General features: G+C 65.5%; 11 protein-coding genes and 1 tRNA gene. 9 read left to right on the top strand and 3 right to left on the bottom strand.

Annotated elements, in window-relative coordinates:
* Positions 1-38 precede the first annotated feature (38 nt).
* On the top strand, positions 39-1,268 hold the full coding sequence (fabB, locus tag G8O29_RS01360; protein WP_166401430.1) for a beta-ketoacyl-ACP synthase I: 1,230 nt from the start codon (positions 39-41) through the stop codon (positions 1,266-1,268).
* A 5-nt stretch (positions 1,269-1,273) separates the two neighbouring features.
* A complete protein-coding gene (locus G8O29_RS01365) occupies positions 1,274-2,062 on the top strand; it encodes an enoyl-ACP reductase FabI (protein ID WP_166401431.1) in 789 nt (262 codons plus the stop codon).
* Between the two features lie 386 nt (positions 2,063-2,448).
* Here the strand turns inward: G8O29_RS01365 and G8O29_RS01370 are convergent.
* Together G8O29_RS01370 and G8O29_RS01375 are read right to left on the bottom strand one after the other, a co-directional pair.
* Positions 2,449-2,522, bottom strand: a tRNA-Gly gene (locus G8O29_RS01370).
* 369 nt (positions 2,523-2,891) lie between these two features.
* Positions 2,892-3,803, bottom strand: coding sequence for a sugar phosphate isomerase/epimerase family protein (locus tag G8O29_RS01375; RefSeq protein WP_302848552.1), 912 nt, complete (start codon positions 3,801-3,803; stop codon positions 2,892-2,894).
* An 86-nt stretch (positions 3,804-3,889) separates the two neighbouring features.
* Here G8O29_RS01375 and G8O29_RS01380 point away from each other — a divergent pair, with 86 nt between their 5' ends.
* The 7 genes from G8O29_RS01380 to nanR all read left to right on the top strand — a co-directional run bounded on the left by G8O29_RS01380 (position 3,890) and on the right by nanR (position 11,609).
* A complete protein-coding gene (locus G8O29_RS01380; RefSeq protein WP_166401433.1) occupies positions 3,890-4,732 on the top strand; it encodes a phosphogluconate dehydrogenase C-terminal domain-containing protein in 843 nt (280 codons plus the stop codon).
* 4 nt (positions 4,733-4,736) lie between these two features.
* Positions 4,737-6,347, top strand: coding sequence for a D-apionate lactonase family protein (locus G8O29_RS01385; RefSeq protein WP_166401434.1), 1,611 nt, complete (start codon positions 4,737-4,739; stop codon positions 6,345-6,347).
* Between the two features lie 29 nt (positions 6,348-6,376).
* Positions 6,377-7,315, top strand: a complete 939-nt coding sequence (locus G8O29_RS01390; protein ID WP_166401435.1) for a nucleotide-binding domain containing protein — start codon at positions 6,377-6,379, stop codon at positions 7,313-7,315.
* 40 nt (positions 7,316-7,355) lie between these two features.
* Entirely contained in the window at positions 7,356-8,357 is a 1,002-nt protein-coding gene (locus G8O29_RS01395; RefSeq protein ID WP_166401436.1) for a sugar ABC transporter substrate-binding protein, read from the top strand.
* A 67-nt stretch (positions 8,358-8,424) separates the two neighbouring features.
* Positions 8,425-9,552 carry an ABC transporter permease gene (locus G8O29_RS01400; RefSeq protein ID WP_166401437.1) on the top strand — a complete coding sequence of 376 codons (1,128 nt, stop codon included), beginning with the start codon at positions 8,425-8,427 and terminating at the stop codon, positions 9,550-9,552.
* The gene (locus G8O29_RS01405) at positions 9,549-10,769 is read left to right on the top strand and encodes an ATP-binding cassette domain-containing protein (protein ID WP_166401438.1); all 1,221 of its coding nucleotides are present in this window, start codon (positions 9,549-9,551) and stop codon (positions 10,767-10,769) included. Before G8O29_RS01400 ends, G8O29_RS01405 begins: the two co-directional genes overlap by 4 nt.
* A gap of 87 nt (positions 10,770-10,856) precedes the next feature.
* Positions 10,857-11,609 carry a transcriptional regulator NanR gene (gene nanR / locus G8O29_RS01410; RefSeq protein ID WP_166401439.1) on the top strand — a complete coding sequence of 251 codons (753 nt, stop codon included), beginning with the start codon at positions 10,857-10,859 and terminating at the stop codon, positions 11,607-11,609.
* 260 nt (positions 11,610-11,869) lie between these two features.
* Here nanR and G8O29_RS01415 read toward each other — a convergent pair whose 3' ends face one another.
* Positions 11,870-12,313 carry a GNAT family N-acetyltransferase gene (locus tag G8O29_RS01415; RefSeq protein ID WP_166401440.1) on the bottom strand — a complete coding sequence of 148 codons (444 nt, stop codon included), beginning with the start codon at positions 12,311-12,313 and terminating at the stop codon, positions 11,870-11,872.
* Positions 12,314-12,328: the final 15 nt, after the last annotated feature.

Consider the following 12,328-nt stretch of genomic DNA (forward strand, 5'->3'; position numbering starts at 1 on the left):
CTCCCTTAAACAGACCACACGTCACCAAGGGAGGCCCCATGCGCCGCGTCGTCATCACCGGGATCGGGATCGTATCCTCCATCGGCAATTCCGCCGCCGAGGTCGAGGCGTCCTTGCGCGCTGGCAAGTCCGGCATCGTCTTCGCCCCCGACTATGCCGAGCACGGCTTCCGCTGCCGCGTTCATGGGGCACCGAACATCGTGCTGGAAGACCACATCGACAAGCGCGACCTGCGCTTCATGGGCGATGGGGCGGCCTATACCTTCATCGCGATGGACCAGGCGGTGAAGGACAGCGGCCTGTCGGAATCCGACATCTCGAACGAACGGACCGGGATCATCGTCGGCTCGGGCGGTCCCTCGACCAAATCCTTCTTCAAGGCCCACAACATCGTGCGCGAAACCGGCGCGCCGAAACGCATCGGTCCCTTCGGCGTCACCAAGGGCATGTCCTCGACCGTCTCCGCCTGCCTCGCCACCCCGTTCAGGATCAAGGGCGTGAACTATTCCATCACTTCGGCCTGCTCCACCTCCGCGCATTGCATCGGCAACGGGACCGAGCTGATCCAGATGGGCAAGCAGGACATCGTCTTTGCCGGCGGCGGCGAGGAGCTGGACTGGACGCTCTCCTGCCTCTTCGACGCGATGGGGGCGATGTCGTCGAAATACAACGACGCGCCGGAAACCGCCTCGCGCACCTATGACGCCAACCGCGACGGCTTCGTCATCGCCGGGGGCGGCGGGATCGTGGTTCTGGAGGAACTGGAACACGCCAGGGCCCGCGGCGCGAAGATCTATGCCGAGGTCACCGGCTACGGCGCCACCTCGGACGGCTACGACATGGTGGCCCCTTCGGGCGAGGGCGGCGAACGGGCGATGCGGCTGGCGCTGTCCACCCTGCCCGCAGGCCGCAAGATCGATTACATCAACAGCCACGGCACCTCGACCCCGGTCGGCGACATCACCGAGGTCGAGGCGATCCGCCGCGTCTTCGGCCGCGGCTCCACGCCGCCCATCGCCTCGACCAAGTCGCTGACCGGCCACTGTCTCGGTGGCGCCGGGGTGTGGGAGGCGATCTTTTCGCTGATCATGCTGAACGGCAGGTTCATCGCCGCCTCGGCGAACGTGTTCACGCCCGACCCGGCTCTGGATCCGGGCGAGATCGTGACCACGATGCGCGACAACGTGGACCTCGACTCGGTCCTGTCCAACAGCTTCGGCTTCGGCGGCACCAACGCCACCCTCGTCATGTCCAGATATCTCGGGTAATCGCCATGGCAGACCTCATGAAGGGCAAGCGCGGGCTGGTCATGGGCGTGGCCAATGACCGCTCGATCGCCTGGGGCATCGCCCGGGCGCTGGCGGCGGAAGGCGCGGAACTGGCGTTCAGCTACCAGGGCGAGGCCTTCGGCAAGCGGGTCGAGCCGCTGGCCGCCAGCGTGGGTTCGGATTTCCTGATCGACGCGGATGTGACGAACGAGGAAAGCCTGGACGCGCTGTTTGCCGAGATCGGCCGCCGCTGGGGCAGGCTGGATTTCGTCATCCATGCCATCGCCTATTCCGACAAGGCGGAGCTGACCGGGCGCTTCATCAACACGACCAAGGGCAACTTCCTGAATTCGCTGAACATCTCTTGCTTCAGCTTCATCGACGTGGCCCGCCGCGCCGAGGCGCTGATGCCCGATGGCGGGTCGCTGATCACCCTGACCTTCCAGGGTTCGAACCGTGTGGTGCCGAACTACAACGTGATGGGCGTGGCCAAGGCGGCGCTGGAATCGGCGACGCGCTATCTGGCCAACGACCTCGGGCCGCAGAAGATCCGGGTCAACGCGATCTCGCCCGGGCCGATGAAGACGCTTGCGGGATCGGCCATCGGCGGGGCGCGGGCGACCTACCGGCATACCGAGGAGAACGCCCCCCTGCGGTCGAATGCCACGCTCGAGGCGATCGGCGGCACGGCGGTCTGGCTCTGCTCGGACTACGGCGCCTGCACCACGGGCGAGGTGATCCATGTCGATGGCGGCTTCCATGTCCTTGGCATGCCGCAGGGCGAAAATCTCTGAGGGGTCCCGCCTGACGGCTCCTCGTGCGCATCATGGTTGGACTGGGTGCCTGGCTCGTGGTCGGTCATCGGGGGAACTCCTGGCCTGTCACCGCATCACACGCCCGGACGGCCTGCTTCCGTTGCGGCCCGCATCGGGTCTCGGCGCAGGGGTCGGGGTGTCCGGACGGTCCGCAACCGGACCCTTGCGAAAAGACGGCGATCCGGAAATTTCCGGCGTGGACACAGAGTGCTTCCGCCCGGAAGAGGCTGGAGCGGGTGACGGGAATCAAACCCGTGTCTCCAGCTTGGAAGGCTAGTGCGATCTTTGTGCGAAACCAAACATAATCAAGGCGTTGCTCTTCAAGGAGCGAGCGCTTTGTCAGCATACTGTCGGCAAGTGCTTCTTGGAGCGGGCGGCGGGAATCGAACCCGCGTCTCCTGCTTGGAAGGCAGGGGTCTTACCATTACACAACGCCCGCTCTGCCCCGGGTAGGTATTCGGACCTGATCGCTTCGTCAAGGCGCGACAGAAAGGCACGTTGGCGCGAAAGGTCGTAAGGACCGTTGTCAAGCGGACGCAATAGGCGAAAGCGGCCGGTCGTGGCCTTCCGACAAAGTCCAAGGAGACTGGTGTTTGATCCCACGGTTTGATGGTGCGAACCTTTCGAAGGAAAGGAATGAAGCACTATGGGTCAGGTTCGTCACGGCAGAGTTCGACCGCGTCACCTGCAAGTGGCAGCACCTGATCGAGACCCTCATTGAAAAAGCGCAAGGAATTCGGAAGCATCGCCACGCGGTGCTGCAAGACAGACAGGATTTTCTGTGCCTTCATCGCAGTCGCTGCGACAGTCATTCGCCTCGGGTGAACGTCGACAGGCCCTGGTCATCACCAGACGCTGACCGCGCCACCCACTCGAGCGAACTGCGCACGGCTGCAACGACTGCGCTGTCCGAGGGAACCTCTTCTCGGCGCCTGGGATCGCCGTGGGCCGGGCGCCACAGCCGGATGGGATGCTCGATCCCGAGGGGCACGTCTGGCGGAATGGCTGCGAGCGGCACGTCTGTTCCATAGCCGACATCGCCCTGGCCCACCGGGCAGAACACCCAGTCTCCGGCGACATCCCTGAGGTCCTTCAGGTGGAGATGGGCTGCGACCGGAAGTGCGGCGCGCAAATCTTCGGCTGCCGACGCGCGGCGCGCACCGTAGGTCAGTGCATTGCCGATGTCATAATTCAGCCTTACCCAGGGGCTGTCGAATGCGGCAACCACCGCGGCGCCGCGCACGCCGTCCGGGATCAGCGCGTCCGATCCATGGCCGGGATTCTCGAGCGCAAGCGTCAGGCCGGCCGCCGCAAGGTCGGGCAGGACAGCGGTGACGACCCTACGGAAGTCCTGGGTGCGATCAGCGGTCGTGGCATTGCAGATCAGGATCCGCGCACCGAGCGCCGCCGCAAATCCGATCCTCCGGCGCAGCTTTTCGTGGCTGTCGGGACTGCCCAGGTCGGTATGGGCCGAGACTGCATGCACCGTAAGGCCGCTGACCGCGATCAGGCGCGCAAGCCTTTGCGCGCGCGATTCACGGAAGCTGTCCTCGTCGAAGGCCATGTATCCTTCGATATAGGCAGGTTCCACCGCGACAGCACCGGCCTCCGCCAGAAGCGCGAGTCCGTGCTCCAACGGCCTGCCGTCCAGGACGACAGTTGAAACAGCAACATTGACGAGAGGGTTTAACAGCGGGGGTTGGGGGGGTGACACTGGCATAATGGTATACTATGTTGCTTAGTGTTTTTTAACAATATGATTCGCTGGGGATATCACCCGTCGGACGCTGTTCAGGAGAGGATGCAATGACACGACCGGTCGCGGTTCTGGGCGCTGGTGGCAAAATGGGATTTCGCGTCACCAAAAAGCTCTTCGACGCAGGATATGACCTGCGCGCGGTCGAGATCGGCGAAGTCGGCCGGGCGCGGCTCGCCGATGCGGGTATCACGGCAACGGATGCTGCCCATGGCCTGCCGGGCGCCGAGGTCGTGGTGCTGGCGCTGCCGGACAACATCATCGGCAGGGTCGCGGCCGAGATCGCGCCCAGCCTGCCGGCAGGAACCATGCTGCTGATCCTCGATGCGGCCGCGCCTTATGCCGATGTCCTGCCCAAGGACCGTCCCGACCTGACCTATTTCGTCGGTCATCCCTGCCATCCGCCGCTCTACAATGACGAGTCGGACTGGGAAGCCCGCCGGGACTACCATGGAGGGGTGGCCAAGCAGGCGATCGTCTGCGCCCTGATGCAGGGGCCGGAAGAACACTATGCGCTCGGCGTCGAAATCTGCGAGGCGATGTGGTCGCCCGTGACCAGGACCCATCGCGTCAGTGTCGAGCAGCTAGCGATCCTCGAGCCTGGCCTGTCGGAAATGGTTGCGATGTGCATGATCGACGCGATGACCGAGGCGGTCGAGGAATGCGCGACCCGCTACGGGATCGACCGAGAGGCGGCGAAGGACTTTCTGATCGGGCACCTGAATGTCGAGATCGCGATGTGGTTCGGCTATTCGCCCAAGGTGCCGTCGGACGCCGCGCTGCGCCTGCTGGAATTCGGCAAGTCGCGGATCATGCGGCCAGACTGGCGCGAGGCCCTTTCGCCCAAGGTGGTCCGTCAGGCCGCCGATCTGATCGTCCACGGAAAGATATGAAGCCGTGACGGACTGGCATGAACAGGCGGCGATCACGCTGGGACGGCTTCGTGCGGTGATCCGCCAGGGCGAACTGCGCGGACTCTGGTTTGCCGGGCGCGAGGTCTTGCGCGGCCTGTCCTGTCCTGTGCGCGATGCGGATTGGGGAACCGTTCCCGTCGTCACCTCGGCCGAGGAGGTGGAAGAAAACAGCTATCTTCGCCGCTTCGACGAAAGGCTCGGCCGGTTCCGGGGCACCTTTCGCGTCGAGGCAGAGGCCGAAACCCGCATTCGCTTTGCTCTCCGGCTTGCCGTTGACCGCGACATGGAGGTGAACCGTGCCGGTTTCGTTGTGCTACATCCCCTGGCCGAGGTTGCAGGCACCCCGATGACCGTTACCCATTCCGACGGTTCCCGGTCCGAGGCCGCCTTTCCCGAACGCATTGCCCCGGCGCAACCGGTGGGCGGGATCGCCGGGATCGCACATCGCGTCGGTCCGGTGTCGGTCGGGCTGACTTTCAGGGGCGACATCTTCGAGATGGAGGATCAGCGCAACTGGTCGGATGCCAGCTTCAAGACCTACTGCCGGCCGCTGTCGCTGCCACGCCCCTATGTCATTGCGGCGGGCAGCGAGATCGTTCAAGAGATCACGTTGGAACTGGGCCTTGCGGCAGAGGTGCCCCCGCCGCGGCCGCAGCCGGTGGCGGGTATCTGGCGACTGCCGCAGGTTCTGCTGGCGCATGAACCGGGGCTGTCGTCGCTGCGGGGGTTGGCGGCCTTCCCGGGTGTGCCGGTCCTGCTGCGGGTCTCGGCAGCGACACCCGAGGTCGAGATCGCCGCTCTGGCCCAGCGGGCAGATGTGGCGGTCGAGATCCTGTTCGACGATCTGGCCGATCTGGACGCCCAGGCAGGGCGGTTGCTGCACCTGGGACTGCGGCCGCTGCGGGTCGTCGCCCTGCCGCGCAGCTATCTCGCCAGTCATCAGCCCGAGGGCCCTTGGCCCGACGGCCCCGCGCCGCGCGACGCAATCGCGCCGTTGCGCGCGGCCTTTCCCGGCGTTCCGGTCGGCACGGGAAGCCTGACCAACTTCACCGAATTCAACCGCTGCCCGCCGGACCTTTCGGCCGACTACGCGACCTTCGGCACGACCGCGATCGTGCATGCCGCTGACGACGACTCGGTCATTGCAACGCGCGAAGCCCTGCCGGCCATCTTCGCCTCGGCCAAGGCCCTCGCCCCAGGCAAACCGCTGCATCTGGGGCTCTTTTCGATCGGCATGCGGTCGAACCCCTATGGCCGGTCGGTGGTGCCCAACCCCGACGGGCTGAGACTGCCGATGGCGATGGTCGATCTCCGCCAGAGGACCGGCTTTGCTGCGGTTCATGCGTTTGGCGTGCTGGCCGCTGCGGCACGAGCCGGGGTCGAAAGCGTTTCGCTGGCGATGCCCGATGGCCCGCTCGGTGCCGAAGGCACACCGCTTGGTGCACTGATCCGCGCCGTCGCGCCATTGGCGGGGCGAACGGCAACCTGGCGCGAGACCGTCTCGGGCCCCAGCATGACAACCGATGGTCTGTCGATCAGAACCGATGGCCCGGAAAGGCTGGAGGTCGCACCACGACTCTGCGGGGTGCCCTGATCGGCTGCGGCTTCCTCGCCCGGAACCACATGCGCGGGTGGGCGGAAATCGACGGCGTGCGGATCGTCGCGGTCTGCGATACCGACCCCGCAAAGGCCCGGGCCTTCGCCCTCGATTTCGGTGCCCTGGCCTATACCGATGCCGGCACGATGCTGGCAGAGGTGAATCCCGACTTCACCGACATTGTCACGACCGTCGCCGCGCATCGGTCGCTGGTCGAACTTGCGGCACGTCACAGCCGCGGCGTGACCTGCCAGAAGCCCTTTGCCGAAACGCTTGACGATGGCGATGCGATGGTCGCGGCCTGCGCAGCGGCCGGAGTCCCGCTTCTGGTGCACGAGAACTTTCGCTGGCAGTCGCCCTATCGCGCACTCGGGGCCGCACTGGCCGCGGGCGCCATCGGTGCGCCGCGCTTCCTGCGGCTCAGTTTCCGGCATGCCTTCGACATCTACGCCAACCAGCCCTATCTGGCCGAGGTCAGGGACCTTGCCCTGGTTGATCCCGCGGCTTGGGAAAAGGTCTGTCGCGCGGCTGAAGAGGCTGCAACCGCGGCGCTTGGCAGCGGACAGAGCGTCATCCTCGCCTCGGCACGCGGTCCCGATGACCCGGCGCTTGCCGCGGCGCGAACGGCATATCGGAGCAGCGGCCTGTCGGTCCAGGCAGCGACCGCACGGTTGGGGGCGGGGTTCGGCCGCACCTTGCGCGGACTGCACGACCGTCGCGCGGCATCGCGCTTCGCCGTCGCAGGCGGCGACACGTCGAGTTTCGCCACCCGGGCCTTCGGAGCCGTGGCGCTGACCGCAGAGGCCGAGATCGCGCCCGCGGTGCCGCTGATGAAGGCACACTTTCACCAGGCTGACGCCGCCTGCGACTGGATCGTCAAAGGCGGCCAGATGGGCCCAGAGGACCTGTTCGTGCGCATGCGCGACGGGGTGGCCCGATCAGACCCGGAGGCGCGCCTCGCGTAGCCGGACAAGCACTGAAAACAGCTCTCAAAGGGAGGATACCATGAAGCTGCTGAGAACCACCGCCACCCTGGCCCTGTTGTCCGCAGGTGCGACCTTCGGGTCGGGCGCACAGGCGGCGAACATCTGCTTTGCGTTCCAGGATCTGGAAACCGAGTTCTGGGTCGCCGGCCACAAGGCGATCACCACCACGCTGACCGAAGCCGGTCATAAAGTGATCGAGAAGAACGCCATCGAAGACGCCAACAAGCAGCTGGAACAGGTGCGCGACTGCATCGCCCAAGGGGTCGACGGCATCATCCTGATCCCGCAGGATGGCGAAAGTGCCGTGACGATCGTGAAGGAGGCGCAAGCGTCCGACAAGCCGATCGCCGTGTTCAACCGGCCGCCGACCGACCTGTCCAAGGGCATCATCGTCGTCGCCGACAACGCAACCATCGCCGAGGCCGCAACCGACTTCGTGGTGGAGCAGGCGCTGGCCGGGGCACCTGCCGATGCGAAGCTGAACGCCCTGATCATCGTCGGCGACCTCGGCGACCCCAACGCCGTCGGCCGCAAGGACGGCTTCTACGCTGCGATCAACAAGCATGCCGACCGCTTCAACGTGATCGAGGTGGCTTCGGAATGGGACGCGGCGACGGCTCTGGCCAACCTCGAGGCGGCGGTGACGGCGAACCCGAAGATCGACCTGATGTTCACCTCTTCCGATTTCCTGTTCCCGACGATCCGCTCGGTGCTTGAGCCGCGCGGCATGTGGAAGAAGGCCGGCGAAGACGGACACATCCCGCTGGCGGGGCTCGACGGCGACGCGACGGCCTGCAAGCTGATCAAGGAAGGCTATGTCTCGGCCACCGGCGTGCAGGACCTGTATTTCGAGGCCGAGTCGGCGATGAATGCGATCCTGAAGGCGGTCGAGACGGGCAATGCCCGGCCGAACGAGGTGATCCCCGATCCCGGCTTCGCTCTGACCCAGGCCAACCTTGGCAAGCGCGAGATGGACATGTGGGGTTGCGTCCTCTTGTCGGAAGGCTTCCTCGACAAGTAAGCGCCTCGCAGGGCCCGGCCGCCACTCCCGCGGCCGGGTCCCACTTCCAGCATCGGACTGATCACGCATGACCTTTTCCCCCACACCGCAGCGATCCGTAAGAGACCGGGCAGCCGACCTGTTCCTGTCGGATTATTTCGTGCTGTACATGTCGCTTGCCTTCATCGCGGTCCTGGCGCCGTTCCTGCCGACCTTGCTGACGCCCAGCAACGCAGTGAACATCCTGTCCAACATGTGGCCGCTTCTCATCGTCGCCATCGGGCAGACCTTCGTGCTGGCCATCGCCGGGATCGACCTCAGCCAGGGCGCGGTGATTGCCTTGACCTCCGTGATCGGGGCGGCGCTCATCACGCTGGTTGCTGACCCGGTCGTCCTGTCCAAGGCCCCGCTCTGGGGCAGCGTCATCACCGAGAACGGGGGGCCGCTCGCCGGGGTCGCTGGCGGCATTGCCGTTGCGATCATCGTGATGCTGACGCTGGCGGCGTTGATCGGCCTGCTGAACGGCCTGGCGATTGCCGTGCTGGAAATGCCGGCCTTCATGGTCACGCTGGTCAGCATGATCACGATCAGCGCGCTTGCCATCTACCTCACACAATCAGAGAACATCGCGCAACTTCCCAAAGGTTATGTGGCGCTGGGCAAGGGCGATATCGTTTCGGTCTACTTCGGGGCCAAGGAGACGCCGCAACTGCCACGCAAGCAGGTGTTTTCGCTTGTCACTTATCCGATGGTCATCGCCGTTACGATGGCGATCCTTGCCCATGTGCTGCTGAACCGCACCGTCTTCGGCCGCCAGATCCTCGCCATCGGCCAGAACCGCAAGGCGGCCGAGATTTCCGGCGTGCCGGTGCGGCGCGTCATTGTCCTTGTCTTCATCGTCTCGGCCGTCTTTGCCGCAGTTGGCGGCATCCTCTACTCCGCCCGGCTCGAGGCTGGTCGGCCCACCTTGGGCGAGGGCACGTTCCTGCTCGACGTGATCGGGGCGACGGTGATCGGCGGGACCGGCCTGTTCGGCGGCAAGGCAAAGATCATATGGACACTGTTCGGCGTCTTGTTCTTTGTCCTCCTGTCCAGCGCGCTCGGGGCGATGAACCTGTCGGCGTTCCAGGTGGACATGATGAAGGGTGCCGTGATCCTTGCCGCAGCCCTGCTTGACGTACTGCGGACGCGGATCATGCAGGATCGCGCAAGATGACCGCGCTTCTGTCGCTCGACGGTCTGGGCAAGACCTGGTTCGGAGTGTCCGCGGTGAAGGACCTCACGCTCGACGTGGCCGAGGGCCGCCTGCTTGGCCTGATCGGGCAGAACGGCGCGGGCAAATCGACGCTGATGAACATGATCGGCGGGGTGGTCCAGCCCAGCAGCGGTGCCATGCGCTGGCGGGGGGCACCCTACGCTCCGCAATCTGCCGGCGACGCCGCACGGACCGGGATCGCCTTCATTCACCAGGAACTGAACCTCTTCACCAATCTTTCGGTGGCGGAAAACCTCTATATCGACGGCTTCCCCCGCCGTTTCGGCCTGATCGACTGGTCGACGATCCGTCGGCGCAGCACCGAAATCCTGAGGCGCCTGGCGCTGGATCTGGACCCGGATACGCCCATCGGTCGGCTGTCCCCGGGTGAGCGGCAGCTTGTCGAGATCGCGAAGGCGCTGCACAACGACGCCCAGCTCATCATCTTCGACGAGCCGACGACCTCGCTGACCCTGCGTGAGACCGCCCGGCTGTTCGAGACCATCGCCGCGCTGCGGGCCGAAGGCCGGACGATCATCTACATCAGCCATATCCTCGGCGATGTGCAGCAGCTGGCGGACGATATCGGCGTGCTGCGCGACGGCCAGCTGGTGGACAGCGGACCGGCCGCAGAGTTCACGGTGCAGCGCATGATCCGGTCGATGATCGGACGCGACCTCGGTGGCCTCTACCCCCCGCGCAGCGCCACCCCGGGCAGCGCCACGGTGCTGGAGGCGCGGGGGCTGACCCAGCCCGGCGTGCTTCAGGACGTGTCGCTGACGGTCCGCGCGGGCGAGCTGGTCGGGCTGTTCGGCCTGATGGGCGCGGGAAGGTCGGAACTGGCGCGCATCCTCTGCGCCGCCGTCGCCGGCACCATCATGATCGCGCAGATCGGTCGGCTGGATGCGGGCTTCGGCGAGGGCCGCGAGTTCGACGTCATCGCAGCTGCGGTGTTGGGGGGAGCCAGCCTCTTCGGCGGGGTCGGTTCGGTCTGGGGCGCCGTGCTCGGCGCCACGCTGATCCAGACCGTCAAGCTTGGCCGGGTGTTCACCGGGGTCAACCTTTATCTCCAGCCCATGATGCAAGGTCTGATCATCCTGATTGCCGTTCTCGCCGACGGTGTGCGGGAAAAGCGGCTCAGGCTGCTCCTGAAGCGGCGGATCCGCCCGGCTGGGTGACAGCTCGTCCTCCGACCCGACTGGATATGGTCTGCCACATGCGCTAAATCCTGCCAGAGCTGGGCCCGGACCAAGGTTGTTCCGCGCATGATGAAAGAACCGATCGAACGCCGTCGCCTCTATCAGGAGGTCATGGATCGTATCATCGCCATGATCGAGGATGAGGGCCTCAGACCGGGCGACCCGCTTCCTGCCGAACGCGAATTGTCCGAGCGCTATTGTGTCGGCCGCCCCGCCGTGCGCGAAGCGCTGCAGAACATGGCGCGCATGGGCCTGATCAGGCTTACCCAGGGCGAACGTGCCAAGGTCGCCGCGCCGACCTTCGCCAATCTCCTGAACTCGATGTCCCTGACGACAAGCGGAATCCTACGGTCCTCCGGCCACGGACTCGATCACCTCAAGGAAGCGCGCCTTCTGTTCGAGGTGAACATGGTCCGGTTGGCAGTCGAAAGGGCCACCCCGGAGGATATCGAGAAGCTTGAACAGCGCTTCAACGACCAGCAGAACAGCCTGCCGGACATGGTGCAGTTCGTGAACTGCGACATGCTCTTCCACAGCGAAATTGCCCGGATCACCCGCAATTCCATCTTTCCGGCCCTGAGCGAGGCCATGTTCGGGTGGCTTGCCGAATTCTACACCCACCTCGTGCGCGTTCCCGGGACCGAGCAGCTTACACTGCAAGAGCACGCCGCGATCCTAGCGGCCATCAAGGCCAGGGATTCCATACGGGCCGAACGCGCGATGACCGAGCATCTGACCCGCGCCAACACGCTCTACCAGCGGTTCGCGGAACGGCAGGTCTCTGCCGGCGCGAGTGAACCCCGGTCGCAGGGCTCCTGACGGCCGGGGCTGCCAAACGGGTCGGTGTCCACAGCCCGTCTCGTGCGATCTGCACAGTTCATGGGGCGATGGCCACGTCATGGGCCGATCCTGTCGCGGCATGCGAGTTGTGGCTCCGCGTCCCGGTCGCTTCTGCTGCGTGACGCTTGACGTTGACCTGCCACGGGTGCGGTCGCGGTCGCGCCTGTGCCGGGCCGCGATGTCCCTGCCTTCGACAGCGATCTGATCGCCTGGAAGCACAGCTGCCGCAAGACGCGCGGTCAGCGGGTGTAGCGGATGAAAGGCGTCAGCTTGCCGATCCGGTCGTAAAGCCTGCGACCGGCCGCGTTGAAATCCTGCGTCAGCCAGTAGACGGCCGGCGTGCAGTTGGCATCGGCGGCGGCAAAGACTCCCTCGATCAGCTTGCGCCCAAGGCCGGTGCCGCGGGCAGCCGGATCGACGTAGAGGTCCTGTAGATAGCAGACGTTCTCGACCTTCCAGCAATGCCGATGGAGAAGGTAGTGGGCCAGCCCCATGGCCTGCCCGTCGACCTCGGCGATCAGGCCGTGGAAATCCCGCGGATCATCGCCCAGAAGCCGCGCGAAGGTGGTGGCATGGACCAGTTCGGGCGCCGAGGTTTCGTAATAGTCGAGATACCCGGTCCAGAGACGGCGCCAGTCGGCTTCGTCCGCGGCGCGCAGGGGACGGATGAAGCCTTCGGGCATGGGATCTCCCGTCGC

Source organism: Rhodobacter calidifons (genome assembly GCF_011174775.1).
Lineage (GTDB): Bacteria > Pseudomonadota > Alphaproteobacteria > Rhodobacterales > Rhodobacteraceae > Tabrizicola > Tabrizicola calidifons.